The organism is Streptomyces sp. enrichment culture, from assembly GCF_964273145.1.
GTDB lineage: Bacteria > Actinomycetota > Actinomycetes > Streptomycetales > Streptomycetaceae > Streptomyces.
In genome coordinates this window covers 5,598,364-5,618,838 of the sequence record NZ_OZ186873.1, presented here as the reverse complement: position 1 = coordinate 5,618,838, position 20,475 = coordinate 5,598,364, and the positions used below count along the sequence as shown (strand labels likewise).

22 protein-coding genes are annotated in these 20,475 nt (G+C 74.4%); 2 read left to right on the top strand and 20 right to left on the bottom strand.

Annotated features, from left to right (window positions below; all coding sequences use genetic code 11):
- Position 1: 1 nt before the first annotated feature.
- The 12 genes from ACSU6Z_RS24975 to ACSU6Z_RS24920 form a co-directional block, all read right to left on the bottom strand.
- On the bottom strand, positions 2-184 hold the full coding sequence (locus ACSU6Z_RS24975; RefSeq protein WP_358785502.1) for a gas vesicle protein: 183 nt from the start codon (positions 182-184) through the stop codon (positions 2-4).
- A complete protein-coding gene (locus ACSU6Z_RS24970; RefSeq protein ID WP_437048913.1) occupies positions 181-1,014 on the bottom strand; it encodes a GvpL/GvpF family gas vesicle protein in 834 nt (277 codons plus the stop codon). Before ACSU6Z_RS24970 ends, ACSU6Z_RS24975 begins: the two co-directional genes overlap by 4 nt.
- The gene (locus ACSU6Z_RS24965; RefSeq protein ID WP_437048911.1) at positions 1,011-1,337 is read right to left on the bottom strand and encodes a gas vesicle protein; all 327 of its coding nucleotides are present in this window, start codon (positions 1,335-1,337) and stop codon (positions 1,011-1,013) included. The genes ACSU6Z_RS24970 and ACSU6Z_RS24965 overlap by 4 nt, the downstream gene beginning before the upstream one ends.
- Positions 1,334-2,515 (bottom strand): SRPBCC family protein, encoded by a 1,182-nt coding sequence (locus ACSU6Z_RS24960; protein WP_437048910.1) that lies wholly within the window; start codon positions 2,513-2,515, stop codon positions 1,334-1,336. The genes ACSU6Z_RS24965 and ACSU6Z_RS24960 overlap by 4 nt, the downstream gene beginning before the upstream one ends.
- On the bottom strand, positions 2,512-3,180 hold the full coding sequence (locus ACSU6Z_RS24955; RefSeq protein ID WP_437048908.1) for a DNA primase: 669 nt from the start codon (positions 3,178-3,180) through the stop codon (positions 2,512-2,514). The genes ACSU6Z_RS24960 and ACSU6Z_RS24955 overlap by 4 nt, the downstream gene beginning before the upstream one ends.
- Positions 3,177-3,440, bottom strand: a complete 264-nt coding sequence (locus ACSU6Z_RS24950; protein WP_437048906.1) for a gas vesicle protein GvpG — start codon at positions 3,438-3,440, stop codon at positions 3,177-3,179. The genes ACSU6Z_RS24955 and ACSU6Z_RS24950 overlap by 4 nt, the downstream gene beginning before the upstream one ends.
- A gap of 4 nt (positions 3,441-3,444) precedes the next feature.
- The gene (locus ACSU6Z_RS24945; protein WP_437048905.1) at positions 3,445-4,218 is read right to left on the bottom strand and encodes a GvpL/GvpF family gas vesicle protein; all 774 of its coding nucleotides are present in this window, start codon (positions 4,216-4,218) and stop codon (positions 3,445-3,447) included.
- On the bottom strand, positions 4,215-4,640 hold the full coding sequence (locus ACSU6Z_RS24940; protein WP_437048903.1) for a gas vesicle structural protein GvpA: 426 nt from the start codon (positions 4,638-4,640) through the stop codon (positions 4,215-4,217). The genes ACSU6Z_RS24945 and ACSU6Z_RS24940 overlap by 4 nt, the downstream gene beginning before the upstream one ends.
- 46 nt (positions 4,641-4,686) lie before the next feature.
- Entirely contained in the window at positions 4,687-5,082 is a 396-nt protein-coding gene (locus tag ACSU6Z_RS24935) for a gas vesicle protein (RefSeq protein ID WP_437048902.1), read from the bottom strand.
- 119 nt (positions 5,083-5,201) lie between these two features.
- Positions 5,202-6,140 carry a non-homologous end-joining DNA ligase gene (ligD, locus tag ACSU6Z_RS24930; RefSeq protein ID WP_437048901.1) on the bottom strand — a complete coding sequence of 313 codons (939 nt, stop codon included), beginning with the start codon at positions 6,138-6,140 and terminating at the stop codon, positions 5,202-5,204.
- Entirely contained in the window at positions 6,137-7,984 is a 1,848-nt protein-coding gene (locus ACSU6Z_RS24925; RefSeq protein ID WP_437048899.1) for a transketolase, read from the bottom strand. The genes ligD and ACSU6Z_RS24925 overlap by 4 nt, the downstream gene beginning before the upstream one ends.
- The gene (locus ACSU6Z_RS24920) at positions 7,971-8,486 is read right to left on the bottom strand and encodes a hypothetical protein (RefSeq protein WP_437048898.1); all 516 of its coding nucleotides are present in this window, start codon (positions 8,484-8,486) and stop codon (positions 7,971-7,973) included. The genes ACSU6Z_RS24925 and ACSU6Z_RS24920 overlap by 14 nt, the downstream gene beginning before the upstream one ends.
- Positions 8,487-8,653: 167 nt before the next feature.
- Between ACSU6Z_RS24920 and ACSU6Z_RS24915 the strand changes: the two genes are divergently transcribed.
- Positions 8,654-9,616 (top strand): LLM class F420-dependent oxidoreductase, encoded by a 963-nt coding sequence (locus ACSU6Z_RS24915; RefSeq protein WP_437048896.1) that lies wholly within the window; start codon positions 8,654-8,656, stop codon positions 9,614-9,616.
- A gap of 211 nt (positions 9,617-9,827) precedes the next feature.
- Positions 9,828-10,175 (top strand): VOC family protein, encoded by a 348-nt coding sequence (locus ACSU6Z_RS24910; protein ID WP_437048895.1) that lies wholly within the window; start codon positions 9,828-9,830, stop codon positions 10,173-10,175.
- A 49-nt stretch (positions 10,176-10,224) separates the two neighbouring features.
- Here ACSU6Z_RS24910 and ACSU6Z_RS24905 read toward each other — a convergent pair whose 3' ends face one another.
- The 8 genes from ACSU6Z_RS24905 to ACSU6Z_RS24870 all read right to left on the bottom strand — a co-directional run bounded on the left by ACSU6Z_RS24905 (position 10,225) and on the right by ACSU6Z_RS24870 (position 20,344).
- Positions 10,225-10,788 (bottom strand): GNAT family N-acetyltransferase, encoded by a 564-nt coding sequence (locus ACSU6Z_RS24905; protein WP_437048893.1) that lies wholly within the window; start codon positions 10,786-10,788, stop codon positions 10,225-10,227.
- 167 nt (positions 10,789-10,955) lie between these two features.
- Positions 10,956-11,879, bottom strand: a complete 924-nt coding sequence (locus ACSU6Z_RS24900) for a S66 peptidase family protein (protein ID WP_437050466.1) — start codon at positions 11,877-11,879, stop codon at positions 10,956-10,958.
- Positions 11,880-11,884: 5 nt separating this feature from the next.
- The gene (locus tag ACSU6Z_RS24895; protein WP_437048891.1) at positions 11,885-13,840 is read right to left on the bottom strand and encodes a prolyl oligopeptidase family serine peptidase; all 1,956 of its coding nucleotides are present in this window, start codon (positions 13,838-13,840) and stop codon (positions 11,885-11,887) included.
- A gap of 39 nt (positions 13,841-13,879) precedes the next feature.
- Positions 13,880-15,193 carry a M20/M25/M40 family metallo-hydrolase gene (locus ACSU6Z_RS24890; RefSeq protein ID WP_437048890.1) on the bottom strand — a complete coding sequence of 438 codons (1,314 nt, stop codon included), beginning with the start codon at positions 15,191-15,193 and terminating at the stop codon, positions 13,880-13,882.
- On the bottom strand, positions 15,186-16,019 hold the full coding sequence (locus ACSU6Z_RS24885) for a M55 family metallopeptidase (protein ID WP_437048888.1): 834 nt from the start codon (positions 16,017-16,019) through the stop codon (positions 15,186-15,188). Before ACSU6Z_RS24885 ends, ACSU6Z_RS24890 begins: the two co-directional genes overlap by 8 nt.
- A 300-nt stretch (positions 16,020-16,319) precedes the next feature.
- Positions 16,320-17,258, bottom strand: a complete 939-nt coding sequence (locus ACSU6Z_RS24880; protein WP_437048886.1) for a Rieske 2Fe-2S domain-containing protein — start codon at positions 17,256-17,258, stop codon at positions 16,320-16,322.
- 86 nt (positions 17,259-17,344) lie between these two features.
- The gene (locus tag ACSU6Z_RS24875; protein ID WP_437048884.1) at positions 17,345-19,750 is read right to left on the bottom strand and encodes an MFS transporter; all 2,406 of its coding nucleotides are present in this window, start codon (positions 19,748-19,750) and stop codon (positions 17,345-17,347) included.
- A gap of 150 nt (positions 19,751-19,900) precedes the next feature.
- Complete coding sequence (locus ACSU6Z_RS24870) at positions 19,901-20,344, bottom strand: SRPBCC family protein (RefSeq protein WP_437048882.1); 444 nt, start codon at positions 20,342-20,344, stop codon at positions 19,901-19,903.
- Positions 20,345-20,475 lie beyond the last annotated feature (131 nt).

Sequence of the window (20,475 nt, the reverse complement as noted above, 5' to 3'; positions counted from 1 at the left end):
CTCACTCCCCCCACGGCGACGGCACGTTGGCATTGACCGAGCTGATCAGCGCATTGAGGTCGATGCGGACCAGGTCGACGTCCGCGATGCGCAGCGTGATGTCCCCCGTGATGACCACTCCGCCGGCCAGCAGCCGGTCGAGCAGGTCCACCAGGGCGATCTCACGGCGTTCGACGACGGTCATGCCCCCTCCCCCGCGGTGTCCCCGGGATTCCGCGCCGCGTCCGCCGCGTCCGCCCCCTGCTCTTTCCCGGCGTCCTCTCCGGCGAAGGAATAGGCAGCCCAAGGACCGGTGAGTTCCACGCGAATTCCCGGAGCCTCGTCCTTCGTGCGGTCCACCATTTCCACGAATTCCTCGGACACGTCCCGCCGCACCAGATAGGCGGCGTTGAGGACGTTCCGGCCGGCGGCGCCGGAGAGCGCGGCGTTCTGCGGCGCGTGCAGCCGGGCGTCGTCGGCCCGGGCGGACAGGGCGCGGTGCAGCCGCGTCGCGAACTCCTCGGCGCGCTGCCACATGTCCTCGTGGGCCCGCGTCCGCATGCTCCGCTGCCGCAGGTAGTCACGGCCCGACGCCGGCTTGCCGGCCGGCCGCGCCGCCCGGGCGCCCTGCTGGGGGTCGCTCTCGACGTACACCTTCACGCCCCATTCCACGCGCCCCTCCAGCCGGTCGAGGGTGCGGCGGAAGTACTCCTCCCGTTCCTCCATCATCACGCGGACGCCGCTGTCGTCCCGGAAGACGGTCGCGAGCCGGAGCGGCAGCGGCGTGGTGACGGCGGTGAGCGCGTCGATGACCTGCTGGTGGGCGCGGGCGGTCGCGGCCAGCCAGTCCAGGTCCTCCAGATGGGCCCGCAGCGCCTCCTCGGAGAAGTCCGCCTCGGGCACATGGCTGACGACGGCGACCAGCCCGCGGTGGTTCAGCACTCTGGGCGGATCACCCGAGACCCCCGTCAGCTGGGCCTGGAGGGCCGCGCCGAAGGGACGGCAGACGGCGTAGACGTACCGCAGTCCGGTCATGGTGCCTCCTCCGGTGCGCGGCCCGACTCCAGTTCCGCCAGGCGTGCGCGCAACTCGGCGTTCTCCCGGGCGAGTTCCTTGTTCCTGGCGTTCGAGGAGAGCGCCGGGTCGCTCTCCCACCAGTCGATGCCCATCTCCTTGGCCTTGTCGACCGAGGCGACGACGAGCCGCAGCTTGATGGTGAGCAGCTCGATGTCGAGCAGGTTGATCCTGATGTCGCCCGCGATGACGACGCCCTTGTCGAGCACCCGCTCCAGGATGTCGGCGAGGTTGGCGCCCTGTCCCTGGCCATAGGGCTCGGGCAGTCGGCCGGGGGTCGTCATCGGCGGCTCCCCCGCCCGGCGTGCGCATCCTCGTACTCGACCTCGGCTTCCTCCTCGGGCTCCTCCGCACAGGCGTCGCCCTCCTCGTAGACGTCGCCCTCCTCGGCGTACGCGTCGCCCTCCTCGGCGTACGCGTCGCCCTCCTCGGCGTACACGTCGCCCTCCTCGGCGTACGGGACCTCCCCTTCCTCTTCTTCCTCCTCCTCGTAGCCCCCGTCGCCCTCGTACCGCCCGCGGGCGCCCTGCTCCCCGGCGTCCTCCCGGCTCCCGGCGTCCGCGTCCCGGCCTTCCCGTTCCCCGCCTTCCCGCTCCTGCGCGACGGCGTCCTCATGGCCGCGGACGACCTCGCCGTCGCGGATCCCGCCGCGCCGGCCGTCCCCGGCCCCTCCCTCGAGTGTGAGGTAACGGGCGAAGTTCTTCAGGTCGAGACGGGCCCGGCGGCCCTGGGAGCGCCAGAGGTTGCCGGCCCTCTCGACCAGGCCCCTGGGGTGGTACTCGACGACCAGCAGGACGCGGGTGAGGTTGTCGGCGAGCCGGTGGAAGGAGACGACGCCCCTCATGGCGCCCTTGGCGCCCTCCGCCGTCCAGGAGATCCGGTCGTCGGGGATCTGCTCGGTGGTCCTCGCCTTCCAGCCGCGGTGGGACCGGAAGGCCTTCAGCTGCCGGTCGGAGGCCGTGCCGCCGGCGCGGTGCGCGCTCCTGACGCCCTCGGCGAAGGCGCTGGAGTCCTGGTACCGCGTCCACTGGTCATAGGCGGTGCGCAGCGGCACGCCGACGTCGACGTACTCGACGACGACGGTCGGCCCGCCGCCCGTGCGTCCGCCCCTTCCGCCGCCGAGGTTCCTCAGGGCGCCGGCGACATCGTCCTTGGCGCGCGAGGCGCCGAGCTCCAGCGCGGCGCGCAGGGGGCTCTTGCCCTGGGCGAGCTTGCGGCCGACGCCGAGGGCGAGCCTGGCGAAACCGGGGCTGTTCCCCTCGGCGATGTCGTTCAGCCTGACGGTGGTCTCGCCGAGCTTGCGGCCGACGCCGACCAGCAGGCGCTGGGCCTGCGCGGCGAGGTACTCCTGCGCCTCCGCCTTGAGCCGGTCGGCGGCCTCGCCGCGCGCCACGTCGGCGAGGGGGTTGTCCTTCGTGGCCGACCGTGCCGCGGAGCCCGCCGGTCCGAGGGTCCGCGTCATCGCTCGCCGCCTCCCTTCGGTGTCCGGGAACGGGTGGTCCGCCCCGCGGTCCTCCCGGCCGCCGCGGTCTTCTTCTCCGCCGCCTTCTTCACGGGGGCCCTGCCGCCGGCCGTCCTCTTCGCGGGCGCCTTCTTCGCGGTCCTCTTCGACGCGGCCTTCTTCTCCGCCCCGCGGCCACGCGGCGCGCGCCGCTCCGCGGACTCCCGCTCCTCCTCCCGGTCCTCGCCGTCCCCGCGTTCCTCGTCGCCGTCGTAGTCGTCGTAGTCGTCGTAGTCGTAGCCGTCGCGGCTCCCGGCGTCCTTCGCCCCACGGGAACCGGGACCGCCCGTACCGATCGTTTTCGACGCCCCGCCCGCCAGCTGGTCGCGCACCCGGGAGGTACGGCTGTGGAGGCGGTCGGCGAGCGCGTCGAGCCGCCGCTCGATCACGGCGTCCGAGGCCGCCTTGCCGACGCCGCGCAGGTCCTGCCGCAGCTGGTCCCCGATCTCCCTGAGCTGCGGGTTGTCCCGCAGCTGCCGGGAGACGAGGTGCGCGACCGTCCGCGGACCCGGGTTCATCCGCCTGCCGGCGACCAGGGTGCCGACGGCGAGGGCGAGTTTCAGCTTTCTCGTGCGTCCCAGAAGGTATCCGGCCCCTACCGCGAGGCCCAGTCCCGCTCGATTCATGGTGCCGTCCCGTTGCCCGTTCCCGCGCCACCGCGCGACGCGATCTCCAGCCGGTCCAGGAGCTCGTCCTCCTGCTGGTCGAACTCCTCCTCGCTGATCTCACCGGCCTCCAGCCGCTCCTCCAGACGCGCGAGTTCGGCCCGGATCGTGGCGGGGTCGTAGTGGATCCGCTCCGCCTCCCGGAGCACCTGCTTGATGGCCCAGGCGCTGCCGCGCACCGGGGCGAACGGCAGCAGCAGCACCTCGGAGATCAGGCCCATGCCGTCATCCCGCCCCGGTACCCGCGCCGCCGGCCGCGGTGGCCGCGGGCTCGGCGGGACCCGGTTCGACGAAGCTGTACGGCGGCAGCGGTCCGTTGACGCGCACCTCCAGGTGCGGCAGGTCCCGGCGGGCCTGCTCCACGGCGGCCAAGAAGCGCTCGGCGGAGGCGCGGTCCACCAGGAACGACATGTTGGCGAGCCAGCCCGTGGACTCCGGGCCGGTGCTCACGGCCTCGGTGGCCGGTTCCAGGACGCGCCGGAGGGCGGCGGCGTCCTCGGCCTCCCGGGCCTGGACCGCGCCCGCGACCATCTCACCGAGCCGGATCTTGTCCTCGTAACTTCCCCCGCCAGCCTTGCGGTTGGCCTCGGCCAGGGCGCGGATCTCCGCGTTCTCGGCCATCACGTGGTGCAGGACGGCTTCCTCCACGTGGTTGGCCTTGACGTTGTACTCGACCCGTCCGTCCAGCGCCCGCAGACGCTCCCGGTAGTGCTCGGCGCGCTCGGCCAGCACCCCGGTGACGGCCCGGTCGTCCGGGGCGACGATGCCGAACCGCATGGGCAGCACGCAGCCGGCCGCGCCCGTCTCGCCGAGCACGTTCTGGTGGGCGAGCAGGTCCTTGCGCTTGGGACGCAGCCCCTCGGGCGCGTCGCTGACGACGGCCGCCAGCTCGCCCTCCCGCAGGATGCGCACGGGGCGCGGCGGGTCGCCGACACCGCCCATGCCCTCGGGGAGCGAGGGGTGCGTGCTCGCGGTGATGCCGTAGACGTAGGTGCTCACTCCTGCTCCTCCCTCCTGCGGGCGGACGTGGTCTTGCGGGCGCGCGGCCGGGACTCGCCCTCGCCCTCCTCACGCGCCTGCTTGAAGGCGTCGGAGATGGTCTGCGCGGCGCCGGACAGCGCCCCCTTGGACTTGCCGCGGGCGCCGGACTCGGTGACCTGTCCGACCACGTCGGGCAGGCCGGGGCTCTTGCGTGGCCCGGACTCCAGGTCGAGCCGGTTGCACGCCTCGGCGAAGCGCAGGTACGTGTCGACGCTGGCGACGACGACCCGCACGTCGATCTTGAGGATCTCGATGCCGACCAGGGAGACGCGCACGAACGCGTCGATGACGAGGCCCCGGTCCAGAACGAGTTCGAGCACGTCGTAGAGGCCGGAGCTTCCGCCTCCACCACCGGTCTGCTGTGCCGGTACGACAGTCATGCCGGCTGTTCCTCCCTTGATGTGGGTGTGGGTCCGGTCGGGCGGCCTAGCGGCCGCCGCGCCCGCGGGCGTCGGCCCGGCCGCGTTCGTAGCGGCCGGCGCGGCGGTACCCGGTGAGCAGGCCGTCGTGGTCCAGCTCCACCTGGTAAGTCGCCATCAGGCTCATGGTGTCGGGGACCCGTTCGAGTTCGAGGACCTCGACCTCCAGTGCCCAGCCCTCCTCCGTCCGCTCGAAGGACGACACGGACTCGGCGGCCATCCCGGTGAGCTCCGCGAGCTGCTCGCGCGCCTGGCGCAGCACCTCCATGGGGCTCAGCCGGCGGTCCGCCGTGCTGTGCGTGGTAGTGCCGGTGTTGTCTTCCGTCGCTTCGCGAGAGTCCTGTGTGTTGTGTGAACTCTCTTGCCTGGTCTGTGAATCGGATGTGTTCTTCGTGTTCGACATGGCCACCTCCCCCTTCGTGTGGCCGCAAGCGTGTTCGCCAAACCTCCACAGACGCGTCCGTCGGCAGGCGGTCACGGCGTGCCTGCTCAAGCGGGGTCCAGGACAGCCGCGCGGCGCGTTCAGCCGCGCAGCGCGTTCAGCCGCCGCCGGGCCGGCCCCAGGGTCCGCGCGCGGTTCGCGATCCCGGCCCAGGGGTCGGTGCGGGCCTGGTCGACGGCGTCGGCGACGGTCCAGCGGCGGGCGTGCAGGCCGGGGTCGTCGAGCTGGGACCAGGACAGCGGGGTGGCCACGGGGGCGCCCGGCAGGGCCCGGACGGTGAAGGGCGCGACCGCGGTCTGCGCGTAGGCGTTGCGCTGGACGTCCAGGTAGAGCCGTTCGCCGCGGTCCTTCTTGCGGGCGGCCGTGGTGAGCCGGTCGGGGTGGGCGGCGGCGAGCACGCCGGCCACGTCGTGGGCGAACGCCAGGACGTCGTCGTACTCCTGATGCCCCTTCAGGGGGACGACCACGTGCAGGCCGCGTGATCCGGTGGTCATCGGCGCGCAGGGCAGGCCCAGTTCGTCGAGCAGCTCGCGCAGCAGCGAGGCGGCCTCCCGCACCGGGGCGAAGTCCTCGCCGGGAGGGTCGAGGTCGAACACCAGCCGGTCGGGCCGGTCGACGGCACCGGTCCGGGACATCCAGCGGTGCAGCGTGATCGCGGCCTGGTCGACGAGGTAGAGGAGGGTGGCCGTGTCGTCGCACACCGTGTGGCACACGGTGCCGCCCTCCTTCGCCACCTCGGCCCGGGCGATCCACTCCGGGTAGTGCCCGGGGGTGTTCTTCTGCATGAACCGGGGGCCGTCCAGGCCGTCCGGGTGCCGCTCCAGCATGAGCGGGCGGTCCCGCAGGTGCGGCAGCATGAACGGGGCGACGGCCCGGTGGTAGTCGACGAGGTCGCCCTTGGTGTACGCCCCGGGCTGCCCGGCGCGCCCGTCACCGGGCAGGAGCACCTTGTCCGGGCGGTGCACCTGCACGGTGCGCCGCCCGGCCCGCACGGCGCGGGTGGCCCCGTCGCCGCTCACGGCACCACCGCCTGCTCCACCAGCAGGCGGCCGGCCGCCGCGATCGACTCGGCGTCGATGCCCGCGGCGTGCAGCTGTTCGGCCGGGGACGCCGAGCCCGGCATCGTACGGACGGCGAGCCGCACCAGGCGCGGCACGGGCCGCCCGTCGGCGAACGCGTCGAGGACCGCGTCCCCGAGGCCGCCCTCCGCGCGGTGGTCCTCCACCGTCAGCAGGCAGCCGGTCTCCTCGGCGGCCTGCCGCAGCGTGGCTTGGTCGACGGGTTTGACGGAGTACAGGTCGATCACGCGCACCGGGATGCCCTCGCGGCCGAGCGCGTCGGCGGCGGCCAGCGCCTCGGGCACGGTGGCCCCGGCCGCGACGAGGGTCATGCGGTCCTCGCCGGAGGAGCGCAGCACCTTGCTCCCGCCGATCGGGAACTCCTCGTCGGGCCCGTAGATCACCTCGCTCCCGCCGCGCGAGGTGCGCAGGTAGCGGATCCCGTCCAGATCGGCCATGGCGGCGACGAGCCGGGCGGTCTGGTGGGCGTCGCACGGGTACAGCACGGTCGAGCCGTGGATCGCCCGCATCATCGCCAGGTCCTCCAGGCCCATCTGGCTGGGCCCGTCCTGGCCGATGGCGACGCCCGCGTGGGAGCCGACGAGGTTGATGCCGGAGCCGCTGACGGCGGCCATGCGCACGAAGTCGTACGCCCGCGTCAGGAAGGCCGCGAAGGTGGAGGCGTACGGCACCCAGCCGCGTGCCGCTACGCCCACCGCGGTGGCGACCATCTGCTGCTCGGCGATGTAGCACTCGACGTAGCGGTCGGGGTGCTCCTTGGCGAAGAACTCGGCGCGGGTGGAGTCGCCCACCTCGCCGTCGAGGGCGACGACGTCACCGCGCGCGGTGCCGAGCGCGGCCAGCGCCTTGCCGTAGGCGTCGCGGGTGGCGACCTTCTCGCCCATGTCCCAGCGGGGCAGCTCGGCGCGCCGGGGCTCCACCGTGCGCGGGGCGCGCGCGGCCGGCGGCTCGTGCACCTGGACCCGGATGCCGCGGGGGCCGCCGAGCGCGGCGATCGCCTCGTCGGCGTCGGGCAGCGGCTTGCCGTGCAGGCCCTCGCGGTCCTCGACCCCTTCGACGCCCTTGCCCTTGAGGGTGCGGGCGAGGATCGCGGTGGGCTGGCCGCGGGTGGACAGGGCCTCGCCGTAGGCGCGGTCGACGGCGTCCACGTCGTGGCCGTCGACCTCGACGGTGTGCCAGCCGAACGCCTGGAAGCGGCGCGCGTAGGCGTCGAGGTCGTGGCCGAGCCGGGTCGGTCCGCGCTGGCCGAGCCGGTTGACGTCGACGATCGCGACGAGGTTGTCGAGGTTCTCGAACGCGGCGGCCTCGGCGGCCTCCCACACCGACCCCTCGGCCAGCTCGCTGTCGCCGCACAGCACCCACACCCGGTGGTCCGTGCGGTCCAGCCGTTTGCCGGCCAGGGCGATGCCGACGCCGACCGGCAGGCCCTGCCCGAGCGAACCGGTGGCCGTCTCGACCCACGGCAGCCGCTGCGGCGTGGGGTGGCCCTCCAGACGGCTGCCCAGCTTGCGGAAGGTGAGCAGCTCCTCGTCGTCGATGGCGCCGGCCGCCTTGTAGGCGGCGTACAGCAGGGGTGAGGCGTGCCCTTTGGAGAGGACGAGGCGGTCGTTGCCGGGGTGGGCGGGGCGGGCGAAGTCGTAGCGGAGGTGGTTCGCGAGGAGGACGGCCATCAGGTCGGCGGCGGACATCGACGAGGTCGGATGCCCGGAGCCCGCGGCGGCGGACGCGCGCACGCTGTCCACGCGCAACTGCTGTCCGAGTTCGACGAGTTCACCGGTGTTCATGAGTCTCCTTCCGCAGGGCGTCGGACCGTTCGACGGGACCGGGCGCGGGATCGTCGCCGGCGGCGGCCGGTTCCGTCCGCCGGGTCGCGTGGTCGCGGGGGTACAGCGCCTTGGGCGGCCCGCGGAAGCCGTGGGCGTGCCCGGCGGCGCGGGGGACGGGCGGCGGCCCGTCGGCGCTGCCGGGGGCGAGCACCGGCCGGCCGTGACGGAGGGTGCCGTCGTCACTCCCGGGGCCGGTGTGGTGCGCGGCGCACCCGCCGGGACCGGTCCGGCCGGCCCCGCCCGGTCCCGGCCGCACGCGCGGCGGCGCGCCGGGCGGGGAGGGGGTGATCCGGCGCGGTTCGCGCGTCCCGGCGGCGTTCCGGGGCAGCGGGTGGAGGAAGCGGCCGGCGGCATCCGGCCGGGCGATGCCGGCTTGGCGCCGGGTGGACCGGGACGGGGCGCGGGCCGTCCGGTACCCGGCGAAACCGGCACCGACGATCGCGATGCGGGGTCGGCTCACGCTCTCGCCTCCGGGCTGTCGCGTACCTCGTGGGCCTTCCACGTCCCCCTGACCAGGGCACCCAAACGTCGGCCGGCCCCGTACCGGTCCCCACCGGCGGTTTCCGGACCGGCCCGCGGGTAACCCGGAGCCGGAACCACCCCCACGTCCCCGGAGGCGACCCCCTCATGCCCGAGTACGGCTACTTCCTCTCCTGCGAGCAGTACGGGCCCGCCGAGCTGATCGAGCAGGCGCGCATGGCCGAGCAGGCCGGTTTCCAGGCGCTGTGGATCTCGGACCACTACCACCCGTGGAACGACGCGCAGGGGCAGAGCCCGTTCGTGTGGTCGGTGATCGGCGCGCTCTCCGAGGCGGTGTCGCTGCCGATCGAGACGGCGGTGACCTGCCCGACCGTGCGGATCCACCCGGCGGTGGTGGCGCAGGCCGCGGCGACCAGCGCGGTGATGACGAACGGCCGCTTCCGGCTCGGCGTCGGCAGCGGCGAGGCCCTCAACGAGCACATCGTCGGCCACACCTGGCCGCCCGCGCACGTGCGGCTGGAGATGCTGGAGGAGGCCGTCCAGATCATGCGCCGCCTGTTCACCGGCGAGGAGGTGAACCACCACGGCCCGCACTACACGGTGGAGAACGCCCGCCTGTACACCGTCCCGGACCAGCCCGTGCCCATCGACGTCTCCGGTTTCGGGCCCGCGGCGACGGCGCTGGCGTCCCGGATCGGCGACGGCTACATCACGATGATGCCGGACACCTCGATGGTGGAGCGGTACCGCGAGGGCGGGGGCGGCGGGAAGCTGGTCAGCGGCGGCACCAAGGTCTGCTACGACACCGACAGGGACGCGGCGGTGCGGACCGTGCACCGGTTGTGGGCGAACGAGCTGCTGCCCGGTGAACTGGGCCAGGTCCTGCCCTCCCCCAGGCACTTCGAGCAGGCGCAGACCCTGGTCACCGAGGACATGGTGCGCGAGAACCGGGTGTGCGGCGACGACGTGGACGAGCACGTGACGGAGCTGAAGCGGTTCGCCGACGCGGGATTCGACCGGATCTACGTCAACCAGATCGGCCCCGACGTGCGCGGCTTCTTCGACTTCTACCGCACGAAGGTGCTGCCGCAGCTGCGGCAGGAGACCTGAGGCGGCGGGCCGTCCCGGCGGCCGGGCTCCGGGGTCCCGGCCGCCGCGGCCCGTCGCGCCGGCCCGCCACGCCCCCGCCGGTCACCATCGGCCACCGCGCGCGACACCCGGGTCGGAACCGCGCGCGACACCCGGGTCGGACCGGTACGCGCAACGCCCCGCGCGACACCCCCGCGGCGCGTGGGTACCTGCTCCAACTAGGCTCACCCGTATGGAGATTCTCGGAGCGACGCTGCGCGTCTGCGTCGACGACCTGGAGAAAGCGATCCCCTTCTACGAGCGTCTCGCCGGCGGCAGAGCCCTGCGCTTCGAGCGCGGCGGCGTCCAGGTGGCCGCGGTGGGCTGCTTCCTGCTGATGAGCGGACCGGAGTCCGAGCTGGAGGTACTGCGCAAGGTCGCCGCGACGATCGCCGTGACGGACGTCGAGGACGCCCACCGCACTCTCGCCGGACTGGGCGCGGACATCATCGCCGGCCCGGTCGCGACCCCGGCGGGCCGCAATCTGATCGCCAGGCACCCCGACGGGGCGGTGTACGAGTACGTCGACCGCCGCGCCTGACCCCACCGGGTGATCGTCCGTGACCGTGGAGCGCAGGTCGCGGACCCGCTCACGGGGAGGGGCGGCCGGAAGTCTCCGTCCGGGCGGTGAGGGCCCACCGCTGGTGGTCGCGCCAGGCCCCGTCGACGTGGAGCATCTCCGGGGAGAAGCCCTCCAGCCGGAACCCGCAGGCGCGGGCCAGCGCGATCGACGCGGCGTTGCCCGGCTGGACGTTGATCTCCAGCCGGTGCAGCCCCATCGGCCCGAACGCGTACCGCACGACGAGGCCGAGCCCCTCCCGCATCAGCCCGCGCCCCGCCGCGTGCGCGAAGGCGCCGTAGCCCAGGGCCCCGCTGAGGAAGCCGCCGCGGACGATGTTGTTGATGTTGACGAAACCGGCGAGGGAACCGTCGTCCTTCTCGCACACCAGGAACCCGGCCCTGGCCGGGTCCTCGATCAGCCGGCCCGCGTAGACCGCGTACGCCTCGGCGCTGTCCGGCGGGAAGAGCCAGGGGCGGTGCAGGTCCCTGCTCTCCCGCGCCCGGGCGGTGAACTCGGCGCCGTCCTCGCGGGTGAGGGGGCGTACACCCACGCGGGGACCTTCGGCGAGGTACGGGGAAGCGTGGTGGGGCACGGCGCCAGCTTACGACGCCCGCCCGCGGGCCACCCCCCGGTCACCGGCGGCCCGGTCGCCCCGGTGTCCCCTGGCCGCCCGTCCGGGCCGGCCCCACCGGTGGCCGGATCGGTGGGACCGCCGCCGTCGCCCGAGAGCCCCCGGCGGCGGCCCGGTACCGTGCCGGCTCAGCGCAGCGCCGGTTCGCCGAGCGTCAGCGTGCCGGCGTCGGCGTCGAGTTCGGCCGCCACCCCGAAGGGGATCGTCAGCGCCCCCTCGCAGTGACCGAAGCCGAACTCCTCCACCACCGGCACCCCGAGGCCGCCGAGCCGGTCGGCGAACAGCGGGCGCAGCCGCTCGTAGGGCCCGCACCGCTCCCAGGACCCGAGCAGCACCCCGCAAACCCCGTCCAGCCAGCCGGCGCGCAGCAGCTGGGTGAGGCAGCGGTCCAGCCGGTACGTCTCCTCCCCCACGTCCTCCAGGCACAGCAGCCCGCCGCGCGCGCGGGGCCGGGCGTGCGGGGTGCCCCGTTCGGCGGCGAGCAGGGACAGGCAGCCGCCGAGCGTGACGCCCCGCGCCCGCCCGGACACCAGGGGCGTTCCGCCGGAGGCGATCGTGCGGACCTCTTCCGGGGCGAACAGCGTGGCCTTCAGGTGCTCCTGCGCCCGCGCGTTCTTGAGGAAGTCCACGCCCGCCGTCATCGGCCCGTGCAGCGTGACCAGCCCCAGCCGGGTGGCGAACGCCTCGTGCAGCGCCGTGATGTCGCTGAAGCCGACGAACACCTTCGGCCCGGCCGCCCGCATCGCCTCCCAGTCGAGCAGGTCGGCGATCCGCTGCGCTCCGTACCCGCCGCGGGCGCACAGCACCGCGTCGACGGACGGGTCGCACCAGGCGGCCTGGAGGTCGGCGGCCCGGTCCGCGTCCGTGCCCGCCAGGTAGCCGAACGTGCCGTGCCGGTCGAGGACATGGGGCGCCACGACCGGGTCGAGGTCCCAGCCGCGCAGCACGTCGAGCCCGGCCTGGAGCCGCTCCTCGGGCACCGGCCCGCTGGGCGCGACGACGGCCACCCGGGCGCCGGGGGCGAGCCGGGCCGGACGCAGCAGGGGTTCCATGGACGTCACCCGGTCAGCTCCAGCACCGGGATCCCCTTCGGCTCCAGGCCGAAGACCTGCGCGTACAGCGACAGTTCCGCCTCCAGGGCCCGCACCATCGTCTCCGCCCGCCGGAAGCCGTGCCCCTCGCCCTCGAAGGCGAGGTAGGCGTGCGGCACCCCGCGGCCCGCCATCCGGGCCAGGAAGCGCTCGCACTGCACGGGCGGGCAGATCACGTCGTCCAGGCCCTGGAGCAGCAGGAACGGGACGGTGATCCGGTCGGCGTGCTCGGCGGGCGACCGCTGCGCGTACCGCTCGGGCACCTCGGCGTACGGCCCGATCAGCGTCTCCAGGTACCGCGACTCGAAGTCGTGGGTCTCCCCCGTCCCCCAGCCGGCCAGGTCCAGGATCGGGTAGAGGATCGTGCCGCAGGCGTAGACGTCGGTGCCGGCGAGCGAGGCGGCGGCGGTCCAGCCGCCCGCGCTGCCGCCGCGCACGGCGAGCCGGTCCCGGTCGGCGGTGCCCTCGTCGGCCAGGGCGCGGGCGACGGCGGCGCAGTCCTCGACGTCGACGACGCCCCACCGCTCGCGCAGCCGGTTGCGGTACTCCCGCCCGTACCCGGTGGAGCCGCCGTAGTTGACCTCGGCGACGCCGATGCCGCGCGAGGTGAAGTAGGCGATCTCCAGGTCGAGGACGAGCGGGGCCCGGCTGGTGGGCCCGCCGTGCGCCCAGACGACGTAGGGCGGCAGCTCGCCGTCGGGGGCGGCGCACTCGGGGTGGTGCGGCGGGTAGACGTGCGCGTGGATCTCACGCCCGTCCGGGCCGGTGAAGGTACGGACCTGGGGCCGGGGGTGGTAGGCGGGGTCCACGGTGTCGTGGTGGGCGGCACCGATCACGCGGGCGCGGCCCGTCCGCGTGTCCAGTTCGATCACCTCGTAGCCGCTGTGCGGGCCCGCCCCCACGGCCACCACCCGCTCGCCGAGCACGGCGAGCGAGGGCTCGAACTCGGTCCAGGGGCCCACCGCGTCGGCGATCTCGCCGGTCTCCGGATCGAGCACGCCGAGGGCGGGGGCGCCGCGGCCGTGCAGGACGGCGATCAGGCCGCCCTCCAGCGGGGCGAACCAGCGCCGGCCCAGCTTCCACAGCGGCCCGCCGAACTCCTCCGCGCGCGGGCACAGTGGCCTGCCGTCGCGGTAGAGGTTCCACCAGCCGGTGCGGTCGCTCGCGTACAGCAGGGAGCCGTCGGGCGCCCAGTCCACCTGGGCGATCGACTCCTCGGGTCCGCCGGCCACGGTCCGGGGCGAGTGGAAGGTGCCGTCGGGGGCGAGGTCGGCGAGGACCAGTTCGGTGCCGTCCCACGGCATGCGCGGGTGGTCCCAGGCGAGCCAGGCGGCACGCCGCCCGTCGGGCGAGAGGCGGGGCCCGGTGACGAACCGGTGCCGCTCCCCGGTGAGTTCCCGCACCGCGCCCCGGTCTCCGGCCGCCGAGCCGTCCAGCGGCACCGCGGCGAGGACCCGGCGCACGTCGGCGGGCCCGTCACCGGTGAACTCCTCCAGGACGCACCACACCTCACCCCGTTCCGGGATGAGCTGCGGCTCCGCCCAGCGCAGTCCGCCACCGACCGGGGAGAGGGGGGTCAGCGGGCGCGGCTCGCCCGCACCCGGCCGGAAGGCGTACAGCCGCTGATCGGCGAAGTGCGCGAACACCACCAGCGGGCCCCCGCCGTCCACGGCCGCGGCCCAGGGCCGGCCGCCGTACTCGACGACCCGGCTGCGTACGTTCCACGGCGCCGGCAGCACCGTCTCCTCGGTTCCGTCGGCGCGCCTGCGCACCAGTGCGCGCCGCCCGCCCTCCGCGGGCCGCGGCTCGGTCCACCACACCTCGTCGCCGACGAAGCCCACGTCCTCCGGGCGCCCGTCGTGCGCGGCGGCGAGCGCCGCGTCCACGGGCGAGGGCCACGATCCGTACGCCAAGGTCTGCACGCTGTCCCCTTCTCTCGGACTCTCGGGTTCTCGGATCTCTCAGGCCGTGCGCAGGAAGCGGTCCAGGACGCGGACGCCGAAGTGGAGCGCCTCGACGGGGACGCGTTCGTCGACGCCGTGGAAGAGGGCCTGGTAGTCGAAGCCCTCCGGCAGCCTCAGCGGCGCGAAGCCGTAACCGGTGATGCCCAGCCGCGAGAACTGCTTGGCGTCCGTGCCGCCCGACATGCAGTACGGCACCACGTGCCCCTCGGGGGCGAACGCCTCGACGGCGGCCCGCATCCGCGCGAACGTCGGCGAGTCCACCGGTGCCTGGAGTGCGACCTCGCGATGGGCGAACTCCCAGTCCACGTCCGGCCCGGTGAGCCGGTCGAGCGTGGCGCGGAACTCCTCCTCGGTGCCGTACAGGAAACGCCCGTCGACATGGGCGACGGCCGCTCCCGGGACCACGTTCACCTTGTAACCGGCTTCCAGCATGGTGGGGTTGGCGCTGTTGCGGACGGTGGCCTCGACCAGGCTCGCGGCGGGCCCGAGCTTGTCCAGCAGGGTGTCCACGTCGCTCAGGTCGGCCTCGATGCCGTACAGGGCGGCCAGTTCGGTGAGGGCGGCGCGCACGGTCGGGGTCAGGCGCGGCGGCCATGCGTGCCCGCCGATCCGGGTGACGGCCGCGGCGAGCCGGGTGACGGCGTTCTCCCGGTTCACCTTGGATCCGTGTCCGGCCCGGCCGCGCGCGGTCAGCCTCAGCCATGCGGTGCCGCGCTCCCCGGCCGCGATCGGGTAGAGCTGCCGCCCGGCGCCGTCGTGGAAGGTGAAGGCGCCCGACTCGCCCACGCCTTCCGTGCAGCCCTCGAACAGCGCGGCGTGCCGGTCGGCGAGGAAACCGGAGCCGTCCTCGGCGCTGGCCTCCTCGTCCGCGGTGAACGCGATCACCACGTCCCGCCGGGGCCGTACGCCCTGCCGGGCCCAGGCCCGCACCACGGCGAGGATCATCGCGTCCGTGTTCTTCATGTCGACCGCGCCGCGCCCCCACACGATCCCGTCGCGGACCTCCCCGGAGAACGGGTGCACGCTCCAGTCGGCGGCCTCGGCGGGCACCACGTCGAGGTGGCCGTGGAGGAGCAGCGCGCCGGCCGCGGGGTCGGTGCCCTCGATGCGGGCGACGACGTTGGTCCGGCCCTTGGTCCGCTCCAGCAGGACGGGGTCGATCCCCGCCTCCGCGAGCCGCGCGGCGGCGTACTCGGCGGCGGGCCGCTCCCGGCAGTCGCCGCCGCCCCGGTTGGCGGTGTCGATCCGGATGAGGTCGGAGGTGAACGTGACGACCTCGTCGAGGGCCCGCTCGTCCGGCCGGTCAGCCATACTGCTCCTCCACCGCCGCCGAGACGATCGTGGTGAGCGCCTTGAACGTCCGGATCGCCTCGTACATGGTCCCGTGCGTGTACGCCGCCTTCCGCTCCCCGGTGCGTTCCACCCCCGGCACGACCGTCGCGGCCATCGCCAGGTGCTCGGCGTCGAACTCCACCGCGACGGTGTACGGCCCGCCGCGCACCGGTTCGTGACGCACCGCCAGCGACGCCGCCTCCTCGGCCGCCGCCCGGATCTCGGCGGCGGTCCGCGCGGGCGTCCGGCACACGGCCGCGTACCGCGACACGTGGTCCTTCACGGCGACCTTCAGCGCCTCGGGCGCGTACCCGAGCGCCTCCTCGCAGGCCACGTCGTCGCCGGTGACGAGCACCACCGGGACGCCGTACTCGGCGACGACGCGCGCGTTGAGCAGTCCCTCGCCGGCCCGTACGCCGTTCAGCCACACCCCGGTGATGGAGTTGGCGAGGTAGGTGTGGGCGAGGACGCCCTCCATGCCGGCGCCCGCGTGGTAGCCGACGAAGGCGACGCCGTCCACGTCGCCGTGCTGCACGCCCTCCACCATCGACAGGGACTTGTGCCGTCCGGTGAGCATCTGCGCCCGCTCGTCGAGCCGTTCCAGCAGCAGGTTGCGCATGGTCCAGTGGGCCTCGTTGACGAGCACCTCGTCCGCGCCCCCGTCGAAGAAGCCCCGCACGGCGGCGTCGACGTCGGAGGTGAACATCGACCGGCACCGCTCCCACTGGGGCGTCCCGGGCAGCACGTCGGCCGGCCAGGTGACGCCCGTCGCGCCCTCCATGTCGGCGCTGATGAGGATCTTCATGCCCGGCTCCGTCCTCCCTCGCACGGCAACGGTGCCGCCAATGTAGCCGCTGGTCCGGTATCCGATCACCGGGGCGGCGGTGTGTTTCCGGCGGCCGTGCGCGAAAGCCCGCTGCCCGTGACGGCGTGCGGGGCGCGAGAGCGGATCCGTCCGTCCACGGGCCGGCGCGGGCCTTCCGCCGCCCGGGGCGGTGCGGGCACTCCTGCCCGGGGACCGGCCGCGGACGGGTGCGGCGGTACCACCCGGGCGGGGCCCGCCCCCTTCGTCATGCCCGGCGTGTGCCCGCCGGGGCGCGCCCGGTCAGGCCCCGGCGGCCTCCTCCCCGTCGTCCTCCGGGTCCGCCTGCCCGTCCGGCCGGCGCAGGCGCACCTCGACGTGGCCGTCGACGACGCGGGTGTCGAAGGCGGGCTGGGGCGCCGTGGCGGGCCCGCGCACGTTCCAGCCGTCGGAGAGCCGGAAGACGCTGCCGTGCCAGGGACACGTGACGCATCCGTCGGAGATCGTTCCCTCGGACAGCGGGCCCGCGAGGTGACTGCACCGCTCGGCCAGGGCGTGGACCGTGCCGCCGGTCTCGCGGACCACCAGCACCGGCACGTCGTCCACGCTGCGCCGTACGGGACGGCCCGCCGGGAACTCGTCCACGCCCCCGATGCGGTGCCAGCCGTCCGTGACGACTTGCGGGACCTCCTCGGCGTGGTTGGCGCCGGCCGCCTGGTGGTAGGACAGGTGCCCGCCGAGCGCGCCGCCGACGCCGACCGCGGTCAGCCCCAGGTACCCGAGGACCCGGCCGGCCGCCGTACGGCCCTTGGCGCGGCAGGCGAGGGAGGCCGCGTACAGGGCGACGGCGGTCGTGTTGGACAGCGCGTGGACCAGTCCGACGCGCAACTGCCGGCGGTGCAGATCCGCCCAGTCGACGGCTCCGGCGAGCGCGGCGGGCGCGGCGGCGGCCAGCCCGACGCCGATCAGCAGCTCCGCTTCCCGGGAGCGGCCGGGCCGCAGGTCCAGGACCCCCGCGGACAGCCAGCTCCCGATCGGCACCTGCACCATCAGCGGGTGCACCGGATGCCCCACCCACTTGCCGTGGAGCAGGTCCCGGCCGCCGCCCAGCGGCAGGGCCCGCACCCCCGTGCGCAGTGCGTCGATCACCGGATCGGCCCATGGCCGGTTCTCCAGGCGTTCCATCAGCCACAGGGCCCGGTTCCGCCGCGTGCCGCGGCGACGTGACGTTGTACGGTCCATGAGCGGCCGGGTCCCCACGCGGCGCCGACGGCAAACGGGGCGGGTCCGGCCGTACCGGACCGCGTGAGGAGCGGTGCCGGGACGGGTCAGTCCTCGTGCCCGAGCTGGAGGTCGCGTTCGGTGCGTCCGCCTCCGGCCACCTGGAGCACGGTGGCGACGGGCGGGTAGCCGGCCGCGATCACGGTGTACTCGCCGGAGGACAGGTCGACGAACCGGAAGGTGCCGTCGGGGCCGGTGGTGAGCGTGTCGACGACGTTGCCGGCCGCGTCGAGCAGGGTCACCCGCGCGTCCTCCACGGGCCGTCCGTCACCGGCCCGCACGGTGCCGCGCAGCACGGCGCCGCCCGCGAGCTCGACGTCCTGCCGGGTCTCCCGGGCGGCCTGGACGGTGACGGGGAGGGCGGCCGGGCGGAAGGCGGGTGCGCTGGCGGCGAGGGTGTACTCGCCGGCCACCAGCTCGGTGATGACGTAGCCGCCCTCACGGCCGCTGCGGGTGCTGGCGACGACCTCGCCGTGCACGTTGGTGAGGGTGACGGCGGCATCCCGCACGGGGGTGCCGTCGGCGGTGAGGACGGTGCCGGCCAGGCGTCCGGCGCCGCCGAGGACGACGTCCAGCTCGACGGGGCGTTCGCCGACGGTCACGGAGACCGCCTGCGGCTGGTGGCCGCCGGCCGCGGCGATCAGGACGTACGGCCCCGGGCCCGGCGTGCCCAGCGCGTACCGGCCGTCGTCGCCGCTGGCGCCCCGGCCGACCTGCTGCCCGGCGACGTCGATGAGGGTGAGTGCCGCGCGGGGCACGACGGTGCCGTCGGGGTGCTGCACCGTGCCGCAGACGGGGGTGCCGGCGGCGTGGGGGGAGCGGGCCCGGGGGATCGGGCCGGCCGGCTGTGGCGCGGCCCGCGTCTCGGTGGCGGGGGCGTGGTGGGGCGCGGTGCTGTTCACCAGGGGGGTCTCCTTGAGGAAGAGGGCGAGGAGCAGGCCGAGGACGAGGACCGGCACCAGGTAGAGGAAGATCCGGGGCATCGCGTCGGCGTACGCCTGGATGTAGGCGTCGCGCAGCCGCGGGGGCAGTGCGTGGACGAGCTGCGGGGTGAGGGACTCGGCGGCGGGCAGCCCGGCGCCGGCCCCGGCGGGGAGCCGGTCGGCGAGGGCGTCGGTGAGCCGGTCGGCGAAGAGGGTCCCGAAGATCGCGGCGCCGACGCTGCCGCCGATCTGCCGGAAGTAGTTGTTGGCGCTGGTGGCGGTGCCCAGGTCGGCGTGGCGTACGGAGTTCTGCACGGCGAGGACGAGAACGGGCATCACCATGCCGATGCCGGCGCCGAGGACGGCCGTCCAGACGCTGTAGTGCAGGCGGGGCGTGTCGGTGTCGAGCCGGGACAGCAGCCACATGCCGACGACGCAGAGCGCGCCGCCGAGGACGGGGTGGGCGCGGTAGCGCCCGGTGCGGCTGACGAGCTGCCCGGAGACGATCGAGGCGCCGACGATGCCGCCCGTCATCGGCAGCATCAGCAGGCCGGACTCGGTGGCGGAGGCGCCGTCGACCATCTGCAGGAAGGTCGGCAGGTAGCCGGCGGCCCCGAACAGGGCGATGCCGACGACGAGGCCGACCAGGCCGGTGATGGTGAAGATCGGGTCGCGGAACAGGCGCAGCGGGATGAGGGGTTCGGCGGCGAAGCGCTCGGCGGCCAGGAAGAGGACGGTGGCCGCCAGCGCGCCGGCGGCCAGGCCGAGGATGACGCGCGAGTCCCAGGCGTACTCGGTGCCGCCCCAACTGGTCAGCAGCACCAGGCAGGTGGAGGCGGCGGCCAGCAGCAGCGAGCCGAGGACGTCCAGGCGGGGCTTGCCTTGCGGTTTCGGCAGTTTCAGGACGACGGCGACGACGGCCATGGTCACCAGGCCGAACGGCACGTTGATGTAGAAGCACCACCGCCAGGAGAGGTGGTCGGTGAAGTAGCCGCCGAGCAGCGGGCCGGCGACGGAGGCCAGCCCGAAGGCGGCGCCGATCAGACCCATGAACCGGCCCCGCTCCCGCGGCGGCACGATGTCCGCGATGATCGCCTGGACGCCGATCATCAGGCCGCCCGCGCCGGCGCCCTGCACCGCGCGGAAGGCGATGAGCTGGTCCATGGTCTGCGCCCGGCCCGCGAGCGCGGAGCCGACGACGAAGACGAGGAGGGCGAACTGGAAGACGCCCTTGCGGCCCCAGAGATCACCGAGCTTGCCGTAGATCGGCAGTCCGACGGTGGAGGTGAGCAGGTAGGCGGTGATCGCCCAGGACATCTTGTCCAGGCCGTGCAGCTCACCGACGATCTTCGGGAGCGCGGTGGCGACGATCATCTGCTCCAGGGCGGCGAGCAGCAGCGCCGGCATCAGCCCGCAGAAGACCAGCCGGACCCGGCGCGGACCGAGCGGGGGGGCCTGCGCCGGCTCCGGGGCCCCGGTCGTGAAAGGCGCGGCGACCGGTTCGTCCCGCACCGGAGTCGTCCCGGCCACGTGTGGCTCCCCTCGTCGCACTTGCGCACATGTCCCGCGTGGAGGGGCAACTGCGAACAAGTGCGACGAGTTACGGCGCACGCCGGCGCACGCGCGGGGATCACTCGAACCGGTGAGGGCGCCAACGCGCCCCCGAAAAATACCTTTTGGCTACTTCTCCACCTCGGCGGCGAGCCTGGCCAGCAGCGCGTCGTAGATGCGGCCGAGCCCCTTGGGGGCGAAGGTCTTCTCGAAGAAGCCGCCGATGCCGCCGGCGCCCTTCCAGGTGGTGGTGACGACGACCCGGGACCTGCCCTCGCCGGCCGGGGTGACCCGCCAGGTGGTGACCATGGAGGAGTTGCGGTCCTTCTCGACGAGCTCGCCGTCGGTCGGCTCGGTGACCTCCAGCAGGCAGTCGCGGACGCGCTTGCTGGTGGCCTGGAGCTTCCAGTGGACGAGGGTGCCCTCGCCGTCGCCGCCCTCGCGGACCTCGTACTCGCTGAACTGCTCGGGCAGCAGCTTCGCGCGCGTGCCGCTGTAGTCGGCGAGGGTGTCGAACACCGTCTCCGCGTCCGCGGCGACGATCCGCTCCGTCGTGGCCTCGACCTGCGCCATCGGGTTCCTCCAGGAGGTGGTTCTCAGGGTCGGGGCAAGCCAACCATCCCGGCCTCCGGCCGCCAAATCGGGGCGTTCGGACCCGGCTTGGCGGCACACCCCCGCACGACCGGGGGACAAGTGCCCCGGCT

Excerpts from the sequence above, each read along its gene's own strand:
- ACSU6Z_RS24975 (WP_358785502.1), bottom strand. The coding sequence starts at position 184 with ATGACCGTCGTCGAACGCCGTGAGATCGCCCTGGTGGACCTGCTCGAC.
- ACSU6Z_RS24880 (WP_437048886.1), bottom strand. The coding sequence starts at position 17,258 with ATGGACCGTACAACGTCACGTCGCCGCGGCACGCGGCGGAACCGGGCC.
- ACSU6Z_RS24940 (WP_437048903.1), bottom strand. The coding sequence starts at position 4,640 with ATGACTGTCGTACCGGCACAGCAGACCGGTGGTGGAGGCGGAAGCTCC.
- ACSU6Z_RS24960 (WP_437048910.1), bottom strand. The coding sequence starts at position 2,515 with ATGACGCGGACCCTCGGACCGGCGGGCTCCGCGGCACGGTCGGCCACG.
- ACSU6Z_RS24925 (WP_437048899.1), bottom strand. The coding sequence starts at position 7,984 with ATGAACACCGGTGAACTCGTCGAACTCGGACAGCAGTTGCGCGTGGAC.
- ACSU6Z_RS24970 (WP_437048913.1), bottom strand. The coding sequence starts at position 1,014 with ATGACCGGACTGCGGTACGTCTACGCCGTCTGCCGTCCCTTCGGCGCG.
- ACSU6Z_RS24890 (WP_437048890.1), bottom strand. The coding sequence starts at position 15,193 with ATGGCTGACCGGCCGGACGAGCGGGCCCTCGACGAGGTCGTCACGTTC.
- ACSU6Z_RS24955 (WP_437048908.1), bottom strand. The coding sequence starts at position 3,180 with ATGAATCGAGCGGGACTGGGCCTCGCGGTAGGGGCCGGATACCTTCTG.
- ACSU6Z_RS24950 (WP_437048906.1), bottom strand. The coding sequence starts at position 3,440 with ATGGGCCTGATCTCCGAGGTGCTGCTGCTGCCGTTCGCCCCGGTGCGC.
- ACSU6Z_RS24900 (WP_437050466.1), bottom strand. The coding sequence starts at position 11,879 with ATGGAACCCCTGCTGCGTCCGGCCCGGCTCGCCCCCGGCGCCCGGGTG.
- ACSU6Z_RS24910 (WP_437048895.1), top strand. The coding sequence starts at position 9,828 with ATGGAGATTCTCGGAGCGACGCTGCGCGTCTGCGTCGACGACCTGGAG.
- ACSU6Z_RS24915 (WP_437048896.1), top strand. The coding sequence starts at position 8,654 with ATGCCCGAGTACGGCTACTTCCTCTCCTGCGAGCAGTACGGGCCCGCC.
- ACSU6Z_RS24965 (WP_437048911.1), bottom strand. The coding sequence starts at position 1,337 with ATGACGACCCCCGGCCGACTGCCCGAGCCCTATGGCCAGGGACAGGGC.
- ACSU6Z_RS24885 (WP_437048888.1), bottom strand. The coding sequence starts at position 16,019 with ATGAAGATCCTCATCAGCGCCGACATGGAGGGCGCGACGGGCGTCACC.
- ACSU6Z_RS24870 (WP_437048882.1), bottom strand. The coding sequence starts at position 20,344 with ATGGCGCAGGTCGAGGCCACGACGGAGCGGATCGTCGCCGCGGACGCG.
- ACSU6Z_RS24935 (WP_437048902.1), bottom strand. The coding sequence starts at position 5,082 with ATGTCGAACACGAAGAACACATCCGATTCACAGACCAGGCAAGAGAGT.